The organism is Streptomyces sp. NPDC002779, assembly GCF_042888685.1.
Classification (GTDB): domain Bacteria; phylum Actinomycetota; class Actinomycetes; order Streptomycetales; family Streptomycetaceae; genus Streptomyces.
In genome coordinates this window covers 1105831-1126157 of sequence record NZ_JBIAQC010000001.1, presented here as the reverse complement: position 1 = coordinate 1126157, position 20327 = coordinate 1105831, and the positions used below count along the sequence as shown (strand labels likewise).

Here is a 20327-nt window from a genome sequence, read left to right as displayed (position 1 = left end):
CCACCCATGGCGCTCATCGCTCTCGCCGCCGACAAGGGTTCCCCCGGCGTCACCACCGCGGCCGTCGCCCTCTCGGCGGTCTGGCCGCGTCGCGTCCTGCTCGCCGAGACCGACCCGGCGGGCGGCGACCTGGTGTACCGCAGTGCCGCCGCGCACGGCGGGCCGCTCAACCCGAACACCGGCATGCTCTCCATAGCCGCGACCGCGCGACGCGGCCTCGTGCCCGACCAACTCTGGGACCACGTCCAGCCGTTGAGCGGCGGACTCGAGGTCCTCGTCGGACTCGGCATCGCCGAGCAGGCCGCCGGTCTCGCCGGGCTGTGGCCCACCCTCGGGCACGCCTTCTCCGCCCTCGCCGACTCCCCGCACGCGCCCGCCGACGTCATCGCCGACTGCGGCCGGATCAGCGGCGACACCCCGGCCGTGGAACTCTTCCCGCACGCCGCCCTCGTCCTGCTGATCAGCCGTACCGAACCCGAGGCCATCGCCCGGGTCCGGGACCGCGCCGCCGCCCTCGCCACCAAGCTGCACGGCGGCCCGCGCGGCGCCGCGAGCCTCGCCACCCCGCTGATCGGCGTCGTGCTCATCGCCGACCCGGGCGACGCCGCGAAGATCGCGGGCCAGGTCAACGACATGCTCGTGCACGCCCAGACCGGCGCCCGCGTAGTCGGCACCATCGCCGAGGACCCCAGCGGCGCCGACCAGTTGGCCGGCCGCAAGCGCGGACGCCTCGACAAGTCGCTGCTGATCCGCTCGGCCCGCAAGGTCGCCGCCGACATCTACCAGCAGTACGGCGCCGCATGGACCCACCAGGCGCAGCTGAACGGCGGCGCGGCTCGATGAGCGCTGTCGATCACCAGCTGGTCAAGCGGTTCCGGCAGGAGGCCGGCGACCGCATCTCCGAACAGCGCCGCCTGGACCAGGCCAGCGGTGTCACCCCGATGTCCAGCGAGGACGAGCGGCAGTACGCCCGTGCCGTCATCGCCCAGATATTGGAGGAGTACGCCCGCACCGAGATCAACGCCGGGCGCACCCCGCTGGACGCGGAGACCGAGGAGCAATACGCGGCGGCCGTGCATGCGGCGCTGTTCGGGGTGGGGCGCCTCCAGCCGCTCCTGGACAACCCCGAGGTCGAGAACATCGACATCAACGGGTGCGACCAGGTCTTCGTCGGCTACAGCGACGGCCGTGAGGTCAAGGGCGACCCGGTCGCGGAGACCGACGAGGAGCTCATCGAGCTGATCCAGGTGCTCGGTGCCTACTCCGGTCTCTCCTCCCGGCCCTTCGACTCCGCCAACCCTCAGCTCGACCTGCGGCTGCCCGACGGCTCCCGGCTGTCGGCCGTCATGGACGTCGCCCGGCGCCCCGCGCTGTCCATCCGCCGCGCGCGCATGGGCAAGGTCTTCATCTCCGACCTCGTCGGCAACGGCACGCTGACCCCCGAGGTCGGCCACTTCCTCGCCTGCGCGGTCCGCGCCCGCAAGAACATCATGATCGCGGGCGCCACCAACGCCGGAAAGACCACGCTGCTGCGGGCCCTCGCCAACGAGATCCCGGGCCATGAGCGCCTGATCACCGTCGAGCGCGCCCTGGAGCTGGGGCTCGACACCTTCCCCGAACTCCACCCGAACGTCGTGGCGTTCGAGGAGCGGCTGCCCAACTCCGAGGGGCAGGGGGCCATCACCATGGCCGAGCTGGTCCGCCGCAGCCTCCGGATGAACCCCTCCCGGGTCATCGTCGGTGAGGTCCTCGGCGACGAGATCGTGACCATGCTCAACGCGATGTCGCAGGGCAACGACGGCTCGCTGTCGACGATCCACGCGAACAGCTCCAGCGAGGTCTTCAACCGTATTTCCACCTATGCGCTGCAGGCGACCGAGCGACTGCCCATCGAGGCCAGCCAGATGCTGATCGCGGGCGCGGTGAACTTCGTCGTCTTCATCCAGCGGCGCAACGACTACCAGAGCGGCGGCCGACTCCAGCGCATGGTCACCTCCATCCGCGAGGTCAACGGCGTCGACGGCCGCGTGCTGTCCAGCGAGGTCTTCGCCGAGGCGCCCGACGGCCGCGTCGTACCGCACGCACCGCTCGCCTGCCTGGAGGACCTGATGGCGCACGGATACCGGCCCGCCGGAACGTGGGGGTGAGCACATGAGTGAACTCGGCTCCATGGGCGGCCTGTTCTCCACGACCGTCCTGTACGCGCTCGTCTGCGGTGTCGCCGTCGGCGGCGGACTCGCGCTGCTCCTCATCGCCGTACGCGGACTGCCCGCCAAGCCCGAGCACGAGAAGCAGCGGGCGAGCGAGCGCGCCAACGAACTGATCCGGTTCGCCGGTCAGCGCGGGTCGCTCGCCGCGGGCGTAGGACTGGTCGTCCTGCTGCTCACCCGGTGGGCGGTGCTCGGCATCGCGGCCGGGATCCTCGTCTTCTTCTGGGACCGGCTCTTCGGCGGGGCCGCCGAGGAGCGGGCCGCCATGAAGCGGGTGGAGGCGCTCGCCTCCTGGACGGAGTCGCTGCGCGACACCATCGCCGGCGCGGTCGGCCTGGAGCAGGCCATCCCGGCGTCCGCGCGGGCCGCGGCCCCGGTGCTGCGGCCGCACCTGGACGCGCTCGTCGACCGGCTGCGCTCGCGCACCCCGCTGCCCGACGCGCTCCAGCAGCTCGCCGACGAGATCGACGACGCCTCCGCCGACATCATCGTCGCCGCGCTCATCCTCAACGCCCGGCTGCGCGGCCCCGGTCTGCGGCAGGTGCTCGGCGCGCTCGCCAAGTCCGCCCGCGAGGAGGTCGACATGCGTCAGCGCGTGATGGCCCAACGGGCGTCCACCCGGCGCTCGGTGCAGATCGTCGTCGCGGTGTCCGTGGCCTTCGTACTCGGCCTGTCCGTCTTCAACCGCGAGTTCGTCGAGCCCTACGGCGACCCGATCGGCCAGCTCGTCCTCGCCTGCGTCTGCGGCCTGTTCGCGCTCGGCTTCCTGTGGCTGCGCAAGCTGTCGACGATCGAGACACCGGAGCGCTTCCTGGTCCGCGACGAGGCGTCGGTGCAGTTCGTGCGGCCGCGGACACCCTCCGGTGCCGCCCAGCCGTCGCCGTTCCAGCCGGAGGAGGGGGCACGCCAGTGAGCGATGTGACGATGCCGATCGTCGTCGGCGCGATCTTCGGACTGGGCGTGTACACCCTCGTCCGCGCCCTGATGCCGACCAAACGCAGCGCCGTCGCCCAGGTCGCGCGGATCGACGCGATGCGGGCGCGGGGTGCGGCGTACGGATCGGCGCGCACCACGCAGGACACGGGCCGCTTCTCCTCGACCCGGACCGAAGTCGGCCGCCGGGTCGCCGAGTTCTACCTGCAGCAGGGCTGGGAGCAGCGCTCGCTGCGGGCGGACCTCGCGGTGCTGGAGCGCAGTTGGGAGAAGTTCCTGGCGACCAAGGTGCTGCTGGGGGTGGCGGGCCTGTTCTTCGGCCCGTTCCTGTTCGCGGTCGTCTGGACCCTCGGCTTCGGCAGCAGCCCGGTCATCCCGGTCTGGCTGGCCCTGCTCTTCGCGGTCCTCTTCTTCTTCCTCCCCGATGTGGAGGTACGGCGGGACGCCGCCGACAAGCGGCGCGACCTGCGGCGGGTGATCGGCGCCTATCTGGACCTGGTGTCGATGAGCCTGGCCGGCGGACGCGGTCTGCCGGAGGCGCTGATGGCGGCGGCCGAGATCTCGGACGGCTGGGCCAACCAGCGCATCCGCAACGCCCTCGCCGACGCCCGGATCACCGGCACCAGCCAGTGGCAGGCGCTGGGTGCGCTCGGCGAGGAGCTGGGCGTGGAGGAACTGAAGGACCTGTCGGCGTCGTTGGCCCTGGTCGCCGATGACGGCGCGAAGGTCCGGGAGTCCCTCGCCTCCCGCGCCGAGACCATGCGGCACCGCGAACTCGCCGAGATCGAGGGCAGCGCGGGCGAGAAGTCCCAGTCGATGCTCGTGGCGCAGCTGCTGCTGTGCGCCGGCTTCCTGGTGTTCCTGATCTATCCGGCCGCCATGCGCGTGTTCCAGGTCTGACGCCGACCAACCCTCTGAAAGGACAACTGACCATGACCGAACGGAACTTCCGTACCGGGATCCCGGCGGTGGACTTCCTCGTCACCTTCCTGCAGAGCCGTGTGCAGCGCGCCCGCTCCGGCGAACTGGACCGCGGCGCCTCGGCCGTGGAGTGGGTCATCATCTCCGCGGTCGTCGTGGCGATCGTCGGCGTGGTCGCCGCGATCATCAACCGCGCGCTGGAATCCGGCGCGGAGAACGTGGAGGACTGCATCGAGGGCGCCAGCGCGGCCGGCACCTGCTGAACATGGTGACGGGGGTGCAGCGACGTATGCGGGCCTGGGTACGCCGTAGACGGGAGGAAGCCGCCACGCGCGGCGACTCCGGCATGTCCGCGATCGAGTTCGTGCTGCTGACCCCCGTCCTGTTCTTCATGATCTTCGCGACCGTGCAGTTCGCGCTGTACTTCTTCGCCGATCACGTGGCCCAGGCGGCGGCCCAGGCCGGTGCCCGCAAGGCCCGTGCCACGGCGGACGCCCAGCCGGGGGGCTGGCGCGGCGAGGCCCGTACGGTCGTCGACAGCTACATCGAGCAGCTCGGCCCGACGCTGGTGCTCTCGCCGGACGTGACGATGCTCCAGCCGGAGCAGAACACGGTGGGCGTGGAGATCACGGCGCGGGTGCCGTCGGTCTTCCCGGGCCTGGACCTGACGGTGCACGCGCAGTCGGCGGGGCCGGTGGAGCGGTTCGTGCCGGAGGGGGAGAACTGATGCGGTCCCTGGGGGAGGACCGGGGCCTGTCCACCATCGAGGTCGTGATCCTCGCCCCGGTGATGATGCTGTTCATCCTGGTGCTGGTCGCCTTCGGGCAACTCGTCGACGGGCGGGGCGCCTTGGACGGTGCCGCCCGGGACGCGGCCCGCGCCGGGTCCATCCAGAAGGACCACGGCACGGCGATGGCCGAGGCCCGCAAGGCGGCTGCCGCGAACCTGGCGGACGTGTGCTCGGGCCCGGTGACGGTGACGCAGACGAGCGCGGGCTTCGACCCGGAGGTGGACCCCCTCTTCTCGGTCCAGGTCAGCTGCAGGGTCAGGGGCCTGGCGGTGCTCGGCCTGGACATCGACCCGACGATGGACGCGACCTTCAGCTCGCCGCTGGACCCCTTCCGGAGGTCGGCGTGAGACGGTGGTTCTCGCAGGTCCGCGCGGGGATGGATGACCGCGGTTCGGGCGCCGGCGCGGTGATCATCTTCGCGCTGCTGTTCCTGTCCCTCGCGGCGTTCGTCATCGACGGAGGCATGTCCATCAGCAAGCGCGAGCGCGCGGCCGACATCGCGGAACAGGCCGCCCGTTACGCCGCCCAGGACATCGACCGCGAGGCCCTCTACGACAACGAGGGCGGGCCCGCGCCGATCAACTACGAGAACTGCGACGCCCGTGTGAAGGCCTTCGCCCGCGAGATGGACATGACCGGTCCGGACATCGCGGCGACGCACTGCGTGGCGGCGGACGTGGACCAGGTGCAGGTCCAGGTCCAGCTCACGTACTCCCCGGTCTTCACCGGCATGTTCTACGGCGGTGACGTGATCGTCCGCGGGGAGGCCGTGGCGGAGAACGAGGTGGGCTGACGGGGCGCGGCCCAAGTCCCGGGCTCAGCCCTTGTCCTTCTTCGGCCGCTTGTCCTCGGTTTTCATCGCGTCGTTGACCTGCTTGGCGAGCTCGTCGTCGAGCTTCTTGAACTCGCGGACCACGGCGTCGGACATGCCGGCGAGGGCGTCGAGCTGCTGGCCGATGTCCTCGCGGCCGTCCTCCCAGTTGGACTCGAAGTCCCCGAGAGCGCTGTTGACGGTGCCGTCGCCGATGTCGTCCGCGTAGGCCTCGAACATCTTCTTGGTGTGGTTCATCCGGGTCTTGATGGACCGCAGCCGCCGCCCGTAGTCCTCCAGCTCGGTCAGCGGCAGCGACAGGTCGCTCTTGCCCTTGCCCATGTATGCGTCCCCCGACTGGTACTCGTAGGCTGATCGGCACCGTACATCGGATGAAGGGGGAAGGTCGACGTCATGGCCCGCTACATGGAGGCGCTCACGATCGAGCGCGGTGGCTTCCGGATCAAGGTGCCGGAGTCGTGGTGGGAGTTCGACGTCCGCCCGGAGTCCCGCGACGACTCGATCCGCCGCATGGTGAACGAGCGCGTAGCCGGCCACCCGGAGCTGTCCAAGTACCGCGACGTGTACGTGGAGTTCCTCCGCAAGGCAGCCGCCGACGCCTGGAAGTCGGGTGCGCTGTACTGCGGTTGCATGGCGGAGAGTTTCGGCGGCGACACCCCGATCACGGGCTCGGTGACGGTGTCCCTGGTGGGCGGCCGCTCGCAGTCGGGCGAGCCCCTGCCGACGGACCCGTCGGTCATGGCGAGCCAACTCGCGGTCAAGGAGGCCAAGAAGGAGGGCGACTCCTGGCGCAAGGTGACCACCGTCGACATCCCGGGCGTGGGCCCGGCGGCCCGGACGTACGGCATCGAGGACATCGCGGTCCCCGACGACGCCCTGAAGCGCACGATCCGCGCGGTGCTGATGCAGACCTTCATCCCGGTGCCGGGCCAGGAGGGAAAGGTGGCGCTGGTGGCGGGGAGCAGCCAGGTGCTGGATCTGGCGGACTCGTTCTTCGACATCTTCGATGCGATTACTTCTACGTTCCGCTTCGCGGAGTAGGTCGCGAGGAGAGATCCATGGAGAAGCCGGGCGCGGATGCCGTGCTCTCCCACCTCAAGGATCTTTGTCCCCCGCCACCCCGCCCCGTGGTCCAGCTGGTACCTCGGCCCGGACCAGGAGAACCCGGCCTGACCGTTCCCGCGAGCCACCGTGCATTGACCAGCACCTACGGGGCGGGCTGTTTCGACGAATTTTTGTGGATCTTCGCGCAGAGTGCGTCCAACGGGTATCTCGACATCGCCGAGCAGACCGGGCGGATGCGCGCACTCCTCCAGGACAGGCCGCTGCCCGTCCTGGATGCCTACCGGGCCGAACCCGGGGATCTCGTGCAGTGGGGTGTCACCGACAACGCCGATCTGCTCGCATGGATCCCCGAGGGTGACCCCGAACACTGGCCGACCGTGATCATCCAGGCCGGCCGGCTCGGTGCGGTCGTGAGTGCCCGCAGTTCGGCCGACCTCGTCCTCGCACTCCTCAGCGGGGCCCTGCGCGTCCCCTTCTTTCCCGACGACTTTCCCAGCGAGCGGCCCTCGTTCTCTCCGGACCCGTATCACTGAGTCCGCGGATCCACCGGTCACCCTTCGCATCGAACGTCTGACCCTTGTATGTTCCCGTGTGCATACGGTTGTTGGTGGTGCGTACGTGACGGGGGTTGCGGTATGGCGGGGCATCGGCCCACGGATTGGCATGTCCTGGATCTGGACGGTGATCCGGTGCCGGGGGATCCGCAGCAGGTGCGGCAGCTGGCGAAGAAGCTGCATGACTTCGCGGATGACGTGTCGGATGCGTTGCGTCTGGTGAAGGGGATGGCGGGGGAGGGCACGCTCGCGGAGTGGGCGGGTAAGTCGGCTGATGTCTTCAAGGAGGACTTCGCCGATGTGCCGAAGAATCTGAAGAAGCTGAAGTCGTCGTACGAGTTGTGCGGTGATGCGCTGGCGGATTACTGGCCGAAGCTGGAGCGGGCGCAGGCGTTGGCGGATCGGGCGCTGGCGCGGGGGCGGGAGGCTCGGTCGGATCTGGCGTCGGCCAAGTCGCGGCTGTCGACGGCTGATTCGTGGGTGACGCGGGCGGGGAAGGAGGCCGACAAGTACAAGGACGACCCGACGGGCAGTAAGGCGGCCGATAAGCCGGACGAGGCGAAGGTCCGCGCCGCCACCCGGGATGTGCAGCAGGCGGAGAGCGCGCAAGCGACCGCCCGCGGCGATGTCGCGGATGCGCAGGGTGCGTTGGATGCGGCGAAGAAGATGGCCGAGGACGCGCGCAAGATGCGTGAGGAGGCGGCCAGGACCGCGAAGACGAAGATCGATGAGGCGTCGGACGCGGGGATTCAGAACCGGTCGTGGTGGGAGGACATCGGGGACTGGTTCGTCGACAACTGGGACACGATCGTCGCGGTGTGCAAGGTCGTCGTGGCGGTGGTGGGTGTGATCGCGCTGATCATCGGGGGGCCGATCCTCGGCGCAATTCTGCTGGTGGCCGCGCTCGTGGTGCTTGCGGATACGCTCTACAAATATTCGCAGGGCCGGGCATCGCTCTGGGACGTGGCCTTCGCCGCACTGGGTTGTATACCCGCGTTCAAGGGCCTGACGACACTGGGCGGACTTGCCAGGGGCCTCAAGGGCGGTATGGCCGCCGTGAAGGGGATCCAGGGCGGCCTGAAGGGCATGGGGTTGGCCATACGAGGTCTGGGCAAGAACGCCCGCACCATGGTCACCGACGGCGCCAAGGGCGCCTACAACCGCGCCAAGAACCTGGTCAAGTCCAAGGGCAGTGACCCCGTCGACATGGCTTCCGGCGCCATGTACTTGCCGCAGACCGACGTCGAGCTGCCGGGCCTGCTGCCCCTGGCGTTCACTCGCCGCGTCGCCTCCGACTACCGCTGCGGATGGTGGTTCGGTCCCACGTGGGCCTCCACCATCGACCAACGCCTCGAAGTCGATGACACCGGCATCGTCTTCGTCACTGAGGACGGTCTGCTCCTCATTTATCCCCACCCCTCGAGCCCGCACATGTCGGTCCTGCCCGAGTCAGGCCCTCGACGACCTTTGACCCGTCTCGACGACGGCGGCTACCGCATCGACGACCCGCTCACCGGCCGCACCCATCACTTCACCCACCCCACCGCCGACGGCATAGCCCTGCCGGCGGGCATCAGCGACCGCAACCAGCACACGATCACCTTCGACCACGACGAGCACGGCACACCGCTCGCGATCCGCCACTCCGGTGGATATCAGCTCAAACTCACCACCGACGGAGGCCGCGTCACCGCCCTGAGCCTGGCTGGGGCAGCCGACGACGGCACTGACGTTCTCATCAAGCGGTACGGATACACCGACGGCAACCTCAGCGAAGTCGTCAACTCCTCCGGTCTGCCGCTCCGGTTTACCTACGATGAGCGACTGCGCGTGACCTCGTGGGAGGACACGAACCGAAGGCGATACCTCTACGCCTATGACGACCAGGACCGCTGCCTCGCCGAGGGCGGCGAGGCCGGACACATTGCAATCAGCCTCACGTACGACGGTACAGATCCCGCCTGGCCCGACTGCCGCGTCACCACCCTCACCACCGCCGACGGCACCGTCTCGCGCTTCGTCGTCGACGACCGGTGCCTGGTGGTCGCCGAAGTCGATCCGCTGGGGGGCACGGTCACTACGACCTATGACGCGCATCAGCACGTCATCGCGAGTACGGATCAACTCGGGCGGCGCACGACCTTCGTGCACAACCAAGTGGGGCAACCGCTGGAGGTGATCCGGCCCGATGGTTCCGCGGTACGTGCCGAGTACGACGAACGGGATGTCGTCTCGGCCATCACGTTGCCGGACGGCTCGGTCTGGCGGTACACCAACGACGAGCGCGGAAACGTCACCGCCATCACGGACCCCGTCGGCGCGACCACGCACTTCCTCCGGGGGGCGGACGGCAGTCTCGTTGAGGCCCGGGACGCGTCGGGCCGTGCTTCCGCCTACACCAACAATGCTGCTGGCCTCCCGCTCACGGTCACCGATGGCCTCGGCAATACCACGCGCTACGCGTACAACGCCTTCGGACTGACCACCGGGGTGACCGACGCGCTCGGTCACGAAACCCGCCTGGAGTGGACCGTCGAGGGCCTGCCCGCTCGACGAGTCGAACCGGATGGGACGTACGAGACCTGGGAGTACGACGGCGAGGGCAACTGCGTCCGTCATGTGGACGCGGTGGGTCAGGTGAGCACGTTCGAGTACACCCACTTCGACCGGCTCAGCGCACGCACCGGTCCAGGAGGCGAGCGTTTCACCTTCACCCACGACGCCGCTCTCCGCCTCACCACGGTGACCAACCCACAAGGCCTGAGCTGGGATTACACCTACGACGCGGCCGGGCGACTCCTGGCCGAGTCCGACTTCGACGGTCGCACCACCCGCTACGCCTACGACGCAGCGGGCCAGCTCGTGACCCGGACCAACGCCCTTGGACACAGCGTCCTCTACGAGCGGGACCCGCTGGGCCGGATCACCGCCAAGGACGCCGACGGAACCACCACTGTCTACACGTACGCGGTGAACGGTTCACTGATCGGTGCTGTCGGGCCTGACAGCAGCCTGCGAGTGGAACTCGACCCGCTGGGCCGTCGTATCCGGGAGTCCGTCGACGGCCGGACCGTGAGTTTCGCCTACGACGCCGCCGGTAATCGGACGTCGCGCATCACCCCATCGGGCGCGCGCAGCACCTGGGAGTATGACGCCGCCGGCCGCACCGCGCGGCTGGCCACAGCGGGTCACACCATCGACTTCGGGCACGACGCGGCGGATCGGGAGATCGTTCGCCGCGTGGACGGCGCACTCACCCTCACTCGCGGTTATGACAGCCTCGATCGGCTGATCACGCAGGTGAGTACGGCGCCTGGTGACCGCCTGATATCCGAGCGCACCTACACCTACCGCCCCGACGGCTACCTCATAGGTACCCAGGACTCCCGCACGGGCAATCGAGGCTTCGACCTCGACGTCCAGGGGCGGGTCACGGCGGTGCACGCCGAGGGCTGGAGCGAGCGCTATGCCTACGACTCCGCCGGCAATCAGACGGAGGCCGAGTGGCCCGCGCGGCATCCCGGGCATGAAGCCGCCGGGTCGCGCGCGTACACGGGCACACGGCTCACGCGGGCCGGTGGCGTGCACTACGAGTACGACGCCCAGGGACGCGTTGTCGTACGACGTAAGACGCGGCTATCCCGCAAGCCCGACATCTGGCGCTACGAGTGGGATTGCGAGGACCGGCTCGCGGCTGTCATCACGCCGGACGGCAGTCGCTGGCGATACACATACGACCCACTGGGCCGACGGACCGCGAAGCTCAGACTCGACGCCGACGGGGTGACCGTCCTGGAGCGCACCGTCTTCACCTGGGACGGAAACACGCTCTGCGAACAGACCACCGAGCACGGCGGCACGGGTGGCAACACCACGCTCACCTGGGATCACGACGGTCTGTCTCCTCTCAGCCAGGCCGAACGCATCTGGGCGGCGGAGGCACCGCAGGAAACCATCGACGAGCGCTTCTTCGCCATCGTCACCGATCTCGTGGGCACTCCGACCGAGCTGGTCTCCCCGAACGGGGAAGTCGCCTGGTACACGAGGTCAACACTCTGGGGGACCACTGCCTGGAACAGCGGTGCGCGTGCATACACCCCGCTGCGCTTCCCGGGCCAGTATCACGACCCGGAGACCGGTCTCCATTACAACCACCACCGGCACTACGACCCTGAGACCGCGCGCTACACCAGCCCCGACCCCCTCGGCCTGCTGCCGGCGCCGAACCCCGTCACCTACGTCCACAACCCCCACAGCTGGTCGGATCCGCTGGGTCTGGCACCTCGGTGCCACCAGCACGGTGGCGACACCGGCAGCCCCGACGGCCCCGGGCTGCTCCCCGGCCCCGCGCCACAAAGGGCTGTGGACATGCTGAACAAGGTCAATGCCCGGCCCGGAAGTATCGGGAAGGTCGACGGCTACCATGGCAACGCGAACTGGGGTAACAACAAGGCCCAGCTGCCAGGCGGCAAGTACAAGGAGTGGGACGTCAACGCCAAGGTCGACCTCCCGCAGTGCAGCGCACCCGGTTGCGGCAAGGAGATCAGGGGCACTGAACGTCTTCTGACCCCGAAAGACGGCCCCGGTCCCGCTTACTACACACCGGACCACTACGGAACCTTCTACTACGTTGGTGAATTCACAGGGTGATCCAGAAATGACTGGTTTCGACATCACAGGGACTTCGGAGCCCTGGGTCGTCTTCGTTCCCGAAACGGACGTCGAAGTGCCACGGCAGCTGTCGGGCCTGGAGTCGAAAGGCGGACAGGTCTACCACCTCGACTCCCGCGAGCTGATGACGGAACAGGGAATCTACGGCGCATTCGCCCAAGCTCTGCAGTTTCCCGGCTACTTCGGCAGGAACTGGGACGCGATGGTGGACTGCCTGGACGACCTGTGCGGCGCGGTGACTCGGGGAGTGGGAATCGCCGTCGTCGTCGACGAAGCGGACCGGCTGCTGGATACGGAGCATTTCCCCCTGTTCGTATCGGTCCTCTGTCAGGGAGCCGATCGCGCGAATTCGGCGGTGGACCTGGACGGATTCCCTCAGGACCGGCCGGCCGTCGCCGAGCACTTCGTTTTTCGGTTCCGTGATTTCGATTCCGAGAGGATTGCACTCCGGGTGGGCCAACCGGACCTCACTCTCACCAAGGAGGACGGGTTCGTCGGGGCTGCGCTCAACCCCGATGAGTGGCATTGAGGGCGTCAGTTGCGGAAGGCCTGATCGCGCGCGCGGTGTTCGGGCCGCTCGGCGGGGTGGTGGAAGTCGGTGCGGTGAACTCCACCGGCACCTGGCGGCTCACCGAGGTCTCCATGGGCGACTATCTGGCGCGTCACCGGTCCGACGTCGAGCGCCTGATGGAGGGCATCCGGTCCGTCTGCCGGTTCGGTGACGACGCGATGGCGATCGTCGACGAGTTGGGCAGATTCCGCGACCATGACGTGCCCGCGGCCTTCCTGCTGCTCTGGTCAGGGGGCATCACGGGTGTGCCGCAGCCGCTGGAGCGACTTGAGGAGCCGCCGGTGGTGCGGCGGATGTGCCGTATGGCGGCGGACCTGCAACTCACCCTCTTCCTGCAGGCCCTGATCAATGCCGCGATTGCCGCTGGGACGGAACCCGGACGAGGGGCGCCCGAAATCGCCGAAATTCTGGCTGGCGCCTCCGACTTGGCCGATGCCACGGGCCGAAGCACCCCGGCGGACATCTTCAGGATGTGGCGGGTCGCTCATCTCCCGGCCATCCTCCGCCCTGAGTCGGACGCTCCGGAGAGCGGCAAGGCCGGCTTCCGGGCATACGACCGGCTGCTGGAGGAACTGCTCGCAGCAGCCTGACGGTACGACAAGGGGGGTGCCCCACCGTGACGCGCGGATGGGACTGGAAGACCGGCGAAGGTGTGTCGCGTATCGATGACCCCGCCGAGGTCGACGCCGCCTTCGAGCGGGGTGAATGGCCGCTCGGTTCGGCGGTGATCGGATTGGCCTTCAACTGCTCGTTGTCCGAGGCCTCACCACGGATCATCAGGGCGATGCGGTTGACGGACCCGCATCAGCGAGGCTTCGCGTTCACGGCGGCGGGTACGGCGGCGCGGCTCAACAATGAGCTGACGCCGGAGCTGTACGAGGTGCTGCGCGCCGAGGGCCGCGGCGGTTTCGCCGAGAACGCCATCAGGGACACGCTGACATTTGTGCCGTTTCGCAAGCTCACGCCGTGGTTCAAGTGGCAGAAGATGCGGACAAACGTGGTGGACAAGCTGGACGCCTGGCGCCTGACCGCCACGGACGCGGCCGAGGACGCCTGGAAGGCCCTGCGTCGGCGGCGTCGCTCGTGAAACTGCAGCAGCACGAGCAGCGATAGTCCGCGGAGACCGACCGGGTGCTCCGCGGAGCCGGCTGGTACCCGGGCCGCTCGGTGTGCACGGCTGAGTGGGAGAACACGCTCCGCGAGCACGGCGGCTTCGAGATCCACGAGGCGGCCCGGCGCTTTCTCACCGAGTTCGGCGGGCTGGAGAGCAGTGAACGAGGGCCTGGGAGGACGATGGCCCGCATGGGGTTCACTTTCGACCCGTCCGTGGCCGCATGGGACGACGAGATCTTCGACGTCCTCAGCGAGGGGGCCGGGGTCGACCTCTACCCGATCGGGGCGGCCGATCGCCGCAACACCTATGTGGGGATCGCTCCGAACGGCGCGGTATACGTCGGCATGGACAGCGTCACGTTGCTGGCGGAAGCGGCGGACGAGGCACTGGAGAAGCTGGTCGAGGGCATCCGATAGAGGGTGAGGTCGCTCATGAGCGAGGCCAGTGGGTGGGACGTCGTCTTCGTCGCCCGAGGGACGGCCGAGGTGCACCGGCGGCTACAGGAGTTGGAGGAGGCCGGGGGCCGTGTCCTTCGTCTCGACTCCCGTGACCTGATGACCGAGCAGGGGATCTACGACACGTTCGCCGAAGCTCTGCTGTTTCCCGCCTACTTCGGCAGGAACTGGGACGCGATGGTGGACTGTCTGGACGATCTGTGCGGTGCGGTGACCGGCGGGGTTGGGGTTGCCGCTGTCATCGGCGAAGCGGATCGACTCCTGGAAGCGGACCACTTTTCCCTGTTCGAGTTCGACGAGTTGAACGAGTTCGACCGGGAGAGGATCGCCCGCAGGGTGGCGCACCCCGACCTGACGATCACGGTCGGGGAGGGATTCGTCGCGGCCGCTCTGAACCCGTAGGTGTGGCACCAGCGGAGAGCCCCCTGAGCCTGCCGTCGGCGATTGTGTGGGGAATGTGAGGAGTCACCCGGTCCCGGGCGCCCGTGCCCACCTGGCCTTCGACGACCCCGCGGCGAGTCCATAAGATCTCTGTAGGCTCAGCAACCCATCACACCTCACCCCGCACGCCGAACCTCGCACCTCGCCACACACGACCACACACCCCAGGACACCTCCCATGCCGCGACGCTCCAGCTCGACGGGAAGCCCGACGGGAAGCCCGACCACCCCGCGGAACCGGACCCCGCAGCCCGTGCGGGTGCACCGGCGTTCGGTCGGGGACTTCGTCAAGGCGTTCCTCGCGTTCGTCGCGCTGCTCGTGCTGGTCGTCGGGGTGCCCGGGGCGCTGGCGACGCAGTTGGGGTGGCCGCTGCCCAGTACCTGGGCCCCGCAGAGGTGGCTGAGCGACGAGCTCAGCGTCGGCACCTTCCTCGACATCCTCACCTTCTTCGTCTGGGTCGCCTGGGCCCAGTTCACCGCCTGCGTGATCGTCGAGATGAAGGCCGCGCTGTCGGGCGTCGGCGTCCCCGGGCGCGTACCCGGCGCCGGGCCCAGCCAGTTGCTCGCCCGCCAGCTCGTCGCCGCGCTGCTCCTCGTCGGCGCCACCGCCGCCAGCCTCACGCCGGGGCTCTCCCAGCTCGGCCAGAGCCTGGACACCGACCAGCGCGGTACCGTAGCCGCCGCCCAGCAGGCGCCCGGCGGCGGTCTCTTCGCCCAGCAGCAGGAGCAGGCCGCGGCCTCGGCCGCCGCCCTCGCCGAGCAGGCGTCCCACGCCGAGGCGGCAGCGCCCAGCAGCGCCAAGGACGGCGCCACGAAGTACTACCGGATCCAGCCGCCCGAGGGCCGCCACCACGACTCCCTGTGGGAGATCGCCGAACGGCACCTCGGCGACGGCCGCCGGTACAAGGAGATCTACCAGCTCAACAAGGACCGGGTGCAGCCCGACGGCAGCAAGCTGTCCGAGGCCAGCCTCATCCGGCCCGGCTGGATCATGGAGATGCCGGGCGACGCCCGCGGCGGCGAACTCGTCGAGATGCCCGACGAGTCCCCCGACGTCTCGCCGGAAGTCGAGCAGCAGATCCACGACTACGCCAAGACCGGCGGCGACCACGCCCAAGGGGGCGGCGGCGCGGGGGCCGCCCACGTCTCCCTCCCCGAGCAGCGCCCCGCCCCCGACCGGCACACCGGGCACCAGCAGCCGGCCCCCCAGGCCACCCCGGCCCAGGAGTCCGACTCGTCCTTCGGCCTCCCCGAAGCCCTCCTCACCGCCCCCCTCCTCGCCGCCGGCCTCCTCGGCGCCCTCGGCCGCCGGCGCCGCCAGGCCATGTGGCAGTCGGCGCTCGGTTCCGTCGGCGGGCGGCGCGGCATGGAACCGCCCACGCCCACCGGCGACGCCGCCGACGCCCAGGACGCCCTCCTGGTCGGCGCCGACCCGGAAGGCGTACGACTGCTGGACCGTTCCCTGCGCGGGCTCGCCGCGTCCCTCGCGGCGGAGTCCCGCGCCCTGCCCACCGTCTACGCAGCCTGGCTCAGCAACGGCGATCTGCATCTCCAGCTCGCCCAGCCCGCCGGGAAGCCCCCCGCGCCCTGGCAGCTCGGCCAGGACCAGACCTTCTGGATGCTGGCCCGCAGCGACGCCGAACGGTACGAGGACGCGGACACCGCCGCGCCCTACCCCGGCCTCGTCAGCCTCGGCACCATGGACGACTCCCGGCTGCTGCTGAACCTGGAGTCCGTCCCGGGCATCGTGTCGCTGAGCGGACGCGAGGCCGACCGGGCCGCCGTATTCGCCTCCGTCGCCGCCGAGTTGGCCACCAACGGCTGGTCCGACCGCATGACCATCACCCTCGTCGGGTTCGGCCAGGACCTCACCCCGCTCGCCCCCAACCGGCTGCGCCACCTCGACGGCATCGACGACCTCATCGAGACCATGGAGGCGGAGACCCGGCAGCGCCGCGGCGCGCTGGGGGCCACCGGACACGACTCCGTGCTCACCGGCCGTACCGGGCCGGCCCAGCACACCCGTTGGGCCCCGCACCTCGTCCTGCTCGCCGCGCAGCCCTCCGCCGAGGACGCCGTCAAGCTCGCCGAACTCGCCTCCGACGCAAGCCGGCTCGGCATCGGCTACCTCGTCGGCACCGAGACCGGCGATCTGCCGGGCGCCGCCTGGGAGATGGAGATCACCGGCGAGGGCAAGCTGCTCGCCCCGCTGCTCGGCCTCGAACTCGAGGCGCAGCTCCTGCCCGCCGCCCAACAGCGGGCCGTCGTCGAGCTGTTCGTCCAGGCGGACCCCGACCACGGCCCCGAGGGCGGCCCCGCCAATACGCCGCCGTTCCTCGTCGACATCAGCGAGCAGGGACGGCCCGCGGTCTACGCCCGGCTCGTCGGCCCGTACGAGATCATCGGCCTCGACACCCCGGACGGCGAGCGCAGCGCCCTGCTCCACGAGGCGCTCGCGCTGCTGCTGCTGCACCGCGAGGGCGTGCACCCGCGCGTGCTGTCCTCCGCGCTGTGGCCGCGCGGAGTCACCGAGGACGTGCGCGACGCGCTGCTGGAGCGGCTGCACGCGTGGCTCGGCACCGACCCGGACGGCAGCCCCCGGCTGCGCACCGACGCCACCGGGCGGCTCACGCTCGCCAAGTCCGTCGTCTCCGACCTCGACGTGCTGCGCTCGCTCTACCACGAGGCCACCCAGGGCCGGGGCGTCAACAGCCGACAGGTCCGGGGGCGGCTGCTCACCGACGCGCTCGTGCTGGTGCGCGGACCGCTGCTCGCCGACCGGCCCGAGGGCCGCTACCGCTGGCTCACCCACGAGATCATCGACGCCCAGCTCCCGCTGCTGGTCGCGGACATCGGGCTCGCGCTGTCGGCGTTCCACCTGGAGAAGGACCGCGCGGAGAAGGCCATCGAGGCACTCACCGCCGCCCTGAACTCCGCGCCCGCCGACGAGCGCCTGTGGCACGAGCTGCTGCGCGCCACCCACGCCACCGGCGACACCGCCCGCCTCCAGGCCCTGGCCGCCGACCTGATCACCCGCAGCGGGGCGCGCGGGCTGCCGCCGCGCACGGAGGCGCTGCTCGACGAGCTGCTGCCGGCCTGGCGCTCCGGCGCCGTCGCCGCGGGATGACCGAGGTGATCGCCGCCGCCCTGTGGGGTGCGGCGGCGGGCGCGTTCCTGCCCCGGGCCGTGTACCGCTTCTCGGCCCCGGCCGGGGAGCCCTGGCGGGACGGCTGCCCGGACGGACATCCGGTACGCGGCTGGCTCGGGCGCGCGCACTGCACGACCTGCGCACGGTCCTACGGTCCCGGCGCCGCCCCCCTCTCCCTGGCCACCGCCCTCGTCTGCGCCGCCCTCGCCGCGGCCACCGGCACCCGCCCCGAGCTGGGCGTATGGCTGCTGCTCGCCCCCCTCGGCGTGCTGCTCGCGGTCGTCGACTTCCGGGTGCAGCGGCTGCCGGACCCGCTGACCCTGCCGTTCGCGGCGGCCGCCCTCGCCCTGCTCGGCGTGGCCGCATTCGTCCCCGAGCACACGGGGGAGTGGCTCACCTCTCTCTACGGCGCCCTCGCCCTCGGCGGCGGCTACCTCGTCCTCTTCCTCATCAACCCCTCCGGCATGGGCTTCGGCGACGTCAAGCTCGCCCTCGGCATGGGCGCGGTCCTCGGCTGGTACGGCTGGTCCACGCTCATGCTCGGCACCTTCGCCGGCTTCCTGCTCGGGGCGCTGTACGGCGGCGCCCTCGTCGTCGCCCGGCGGGCGGGGCGCAAGACGGCGATCCCGTTCGGCCCGTTCCTGATCACCGGGGCTTTTCTGGGCCTGCTGGCCGGGGCCTACGCAGCCTGACGTCGGACGCCGATTAGGCCTGGCGTACGCTGGATCAGTCCGTCCACAACCCTTGACGAAAGGGACGCCGCCGGTGACCGAGAAGGCCGACCTTCAGTCCGTCCTCGACCGTGCCGCCGCGGGCGGGCGCATCACGCCCGAGGAGGCGCTCGACCTCTACCGCGACGCCCCGCTGCACGCGCTCGGCGCCGCCGCCGACGCCGTGCGCCGCCGCAGGTACGCGGGCACCGAGCACATCGCGACGTACATCATCGAGCGCAACATCAACTACACGAACGTCTGCGTGACGGCGTGCAAGTTCTGCGCCTTCTACGCCGCCCCCAAGGACACGGCCAAGGGCTGGACCCGCGACCTCGACGACATCCTGCGCCGGTGCGCGGAGACCGTCGAGCTCGGCGGCACCCAGATCATGTTCCAGGGCGGCCACCACCCGGACTTCGGCGTCGAGTACTACGAGCACCACTTCGCCGCCATCAAGAAGGAATTCCCCCAGCTGGTCATCCACTCGCTGGGCGCCTCCGAGGTCGAGCACATGGCCCGCATCTCCCAGGTGTCCGTGGAGGAGGCGATCCGGCGGATCCACGCCGCCGGCCTCGACTCCTTCGCCGGTGCCGGCGCCGAGCTGCTGCCCGCCCGCCCCCGCAAGGCCATCGCGCCGCTGAAGGAGTCCGGCGAGCGCTGGCTGGAGATCATGGAGATCGCCCACGGGCTGGGCGTCGAGTCCACCTCCACCATGCTGATGGGCACCGGCGAGACCAACGCCGAGCGCATCGAGCACCTGCGGATGATCCGCGACGTACAGGACCGCACGGGCGGCTTCCGCGCCTTCATCCCGTACACCTACCAGCCCGAGAACAACCACCTGAAGGGCCGCACCCAGGCCACGCTCTTCGAGTACCTGCGAATGATCGCCATCGCCCGGCTCTTCATGGACAACGTCGCCCACATCCAGGGCTCCTGGCTCACCACCGGCAAGGAGATCGGCCAACTCTCCCTGCACTACGGCGCGGACGACCTCGGCTCGATCATGCTGGAGGAGAACGTCGTCTCCAGCGCGGGTGCCAAGCACCGCTCCAACCGGCTGGAGATCATCGACCTGATCCGCAAGGCGGGGCGGGTTCCCGCCCAGCGGACGACGACGTACGAGCACATCGTCGTGCACGACGACCCGGCGGACGACCCCGTCGACGAGAGGGTCATGTCGCACATCTCGTCCACGGCGATCGAGGGCGGTACGGCGCACCCCGAGCTGAAGCTGCTGGCCTCCAACTAGGCCCGCCGTGCTGACGATCCACGCGGCGCCGCTCGTCCTGCCGGTCGGCGCCGCGCCGGTGCCCGACGGGGCGGTCGTCGTCGACGGCGACCGCGTCGCGGCCATCGGGCCGTACGGCGAGCTGGCCGCGTCCTTCGGGAGCGCGCGCACCCGCCGCTGGCCGGGAGTGCTGACCCCGGGGCTGCGGCAGTGGCACGGGCGGTGGCTGCTGACCCGGGTCTACCACCCCGACCCCCGCGAGGCGGACGAACTCGGCACCGAGCCCGTCACGGGTGCCGCCCTCGACGAACTCGCCCCGGACGCGGGCCGGATGGCGGGCAGCGTCCGCCGCGGGCTGCAGCGGATGCTCGCGCACGGGACGACCCACCTCGGCGGCCCCTTCCCGCACGCCGTACGGCAGTCCGTGGTGCGCGCGGGACTGCGCGAGGTGCCCGAGCCGTGGCGCTCGGCCCCGCCGGTGTGGGACGGGCCGGACCTGGATCCCTTCGCCGAGGGCTCCGGCCTCCCTGATACCGTCCACGGCCCGCTCACCGTCGGCGGCGCGGCCGATCTCGCGGTCTTCGACGTGCCGGACGAGGCGGCACTGCTCGCCGAGGGGGCGCGGACCTGCGTGGCCACGGTGCTCGGCGGCCGGCTGGTGTACCGGCGGCGCTGACC

At 70.2% G+C, this 20327-nt stretch carries 20 protein-coding genes and 1 pseudogene; 20 read left to right on the top strand and 1 reads right to left on the bottom strand.

All coding sequences use genetic code 11. From position 1 onward, the window contains the following. Window positions 1–6: 6 nt before the first annotated feature. From ACFYW5_RS05145 to ACFYW5_RS05110, 8 genes are read left to right on the top strand one after another with little or no spacing between them, the layout of a single operon-like run. Window positions 7–843 (top strand): hypothetical protein, encoded by an 837-nt coding sequence (locus tag ACFYW5_RS05145; protein ID WP_389415517.1) that lies wholly within the window; start codon window positions 7–9, stop codon window positions 841–843. Then, window positions 840–2147: a CpaF family protein gene (locus tag ACFYW5_RS05140; RefSeq protein WP_389415516.1), complete on the top strand. Its 1308-nt coding sequence runs from the start codon at window positions 840–842 to the stop codon at window positions 2145–2147. The genes ACFYW5_RS05145 and ACFYW5_RS05140 overlap by 4 nt, the downstream gene beginning before the upstream one ends. A gap of 4 nt (window positions 2148–2151) precedes the next feature. Further along, window positions 2152–3123, top strand: coding sequence for a type II secretion system F family protein (locus ACFYW5_RS05135; protein ID WP_389415515.1), 972 nt, complete (start codon window positions 2152–2154; stop codon window positions 3121–3123). Between the two features lie 11 nt (window positions 3124–3134). Continuing rightward, complete coding sequence (locus tag ACFYW5_RS05130; protein WP_389415649.1) at window positions 3135–4043, top strand: type II secretion system F family protein; 909 nt, start codon at window positions 3135–3137, stop codon at window positions 4041–4043. A gap of 32 nt (window positions 4044–4075) precedes the next feature. Then, window positions 4076–4327: a hypothetical protein gene (locus ACFYW5_RS05125; protein WP_389415514.1), complete on the top strand. Its 252-nt coding sequence runs from the start codon at window positions 4076–4078 to the stop codon at window positions 4325–4327. A 26-nt stretch (window positions 4328–4353) separates the two neighbouring features. Next, a complete protein-coding gene (locus ACFYW5_RS05120) occupies window positions 4354–4791 on the top strand; it encodes a TadE family protein (RefSeq protein ID WP_389415648.1) in 438 nt (145 codons plus the stop codon). Then, window positions 4791–5201, top strand: a complete 411-nt coding sequence (locus tag ACFYW5_RS05115; protein WP_389415513.1) for a TadE/TadG family type IV pilus assembly protein — start codon at window positions 4791–4793, stop codon at window positions 5199–5201. The genes ACFYW5_RS05120 and ACFYW5_RS05115 overlap by 1 nt, the downstream gene beginning before the upstream one ends. A 29-nt stretch (window positions 5202–5230) precedes the next feature. Continuing rightward, window positions 5231–5647, top strand: coding sequence for a Tad domain-containing protein (locus ACFYW5_RS05110; protein ID WP_389415647.1), 417 nt, complete (start codon window positions 5231–5233; stop codon window positions 5645–5647). Window positions 5648–5671: 24 nt separating this feature from the next. Here ACFYW5_RS05110 and ACFYW5_RS05105 read toward each other — a convergent pair whose 3' ends face one another. Then, a complete protein-coding gene (locus ACFYW5_RS05105) occupies window positions 5672–6007 on the bottom strand; it encodes a hypothetical protein (RefSeq protein WP_389415512.1) in 336 nt (111 codons plus the stop codon). 72 nt (window positions 6008–6079) lie between these two features. Here ACFYW5_RS05105 and ACFYW5_RS05100 point away from each other — a divergent pair, with 72 nt between their 5' ends. From ACFYW5_RS05100 to ACFYW5_RS05045, 12 genes and pseudogenes are all read left to right on the top strand, one after another. Beyond that, window positions 6080–6727 carry a hypothetical protein gene (locus ACFYW5_RS05100; protein ID WP_389415511.1) on the top strand — a complete coding sequence of 216 codons (648 nt, stop codon included), beginning with the start codon at window positions 6080–6082 and terminating at the stop codon, window positions 6725–6727. A 155-nt stretch (window positions 6728–6882) separates the two neighbouring features. Then, on the top strand, window positions 6883–7284 hold the full coding sequence (locus ACFYW5_RS05095; RefSeq protein ID WP_389415510.1) for a hypothetical protein: 402 nt from the start codon (window positions 6883–6885) through the stop codon (window positions 7282–7284). Window positions 7285–7386: 102 nt separating this feature from the next. After that, window positions 7387–11955 (top strand): RHS repeat-associated core domain-containing protein, encoded by a 4569-nt coding sequence (locus tag ACFYW5_RS05090; RefSeq protein ID WP_389415509.1) that lies wholly within the window; start codon window positions 7387–7389, stop codon window positions 11953–11955. Window positions 11956–11962: 7 nt separating this feature from the next. Beyond that, a complete protein-coding gene (locus ACFYW5_RS05085; protein WP_389415508.1) occupies window positions 11963–12505 on the top strand; it encodes a barstar family protein in 543 nt (180 codons plus the stop codon). Then, complete coding sequence (locus tag ACFYW5_RS05080; protein WP_389415507.1) at window positions 12496–13137, top strand: hypothetical protein; 642 nt, start codon at window positions 12496–12498, stop codon at window positions 13135–13137. The genes ACFYW5_RS05085 and ACFYW5_RS05080 overlap by 10 nt, the downstream gene beginning before the upstream one ends. 26 nt (window positions 13138–13163) lie before the next feature. After that, window positions 13164–13634: a hypothetical protein gene (locus ACFYW5_RS05075; RefSeq protein WP_389415506.1), complete on the top strand. Its 471-nt coding sequence runs from the start codon at window positions 13164–13166 to the stop codon at window positions 13632–13634. A 41-nt stretch (window positions 13635–13675) separates the two neighbouring features. Continuing rightward, a pseudogene (locus ACFYW5_RS05070) lies at window positions 13676–14077 on the top strand (SUKH-3 domain-containing protein); the annotation flags it as partial. A gap of 15 nt (window positions 14078–14092) precedes the next feature. Continuing rightward, a complete protein-coding gene (locus tag ACFYW5_RS05065; protein WP_389415504.1) occupies window positions 14093–14518 on the top strand; it encodes a barstar family protein in 426 nt (141 codons plus the stop codon). Between the two features lie 217 nt (window positions 14519–14735). Further along, the gene (locus ACFYW5_RS05060; protein WP_389415503.1) at window positions 14736–17684 is read left to right on the top strand and encodes a BTAD domain-containing putative transcriptional regulator; all 2949 of its coding nucleotides are present in this window, start codon (window positions 14736–14738) and stop codon (window positions 17682–17684) included. Continuing rightward, window positions 17681–18397: a prepilin peptidase gene (locus tag ACFYW5_RS05055; RefSeq protein WP_389415502.1), complete on the top strand. Its 717-nt coding sequence runs from the start codon at window positions 17681–17683 to the stop codon at window positions 18395–18397. The genes ACFYW5_RS05060 and ACFYW5_RS05055 overlap by 4 nt, the downstream gene beginning before the upstream one ends. A gap of 73 nt (window positions 18398–18470) precedes the next feature. Further along, window positions 18471–19670, top strand: coding sequence for a cyclic dehypoxanthinyl futalosine synthase (mqnC, locus tag ACFYW5_RS05050; RefSeq protein WP_389415501.1), 1200 nt, complete (start codon window positions 18471–18473; stop codon window positions 19668–19670). A 7-nt stretch (window positions 19671–19677) separates the two neighbouring features. Then, window positions 19678–20325: a hypothetical protein gene (locus ACFYW5_RS05045; RefSeq protein WP_389415500.1), complete on the top strand. Its 648-nt coding sequence runs from the start codon at window positions 19678–19680 to the stop codon at window positions 20323–20325. Window positions 20326–20327: the final 2 nt, after the last annotated feature.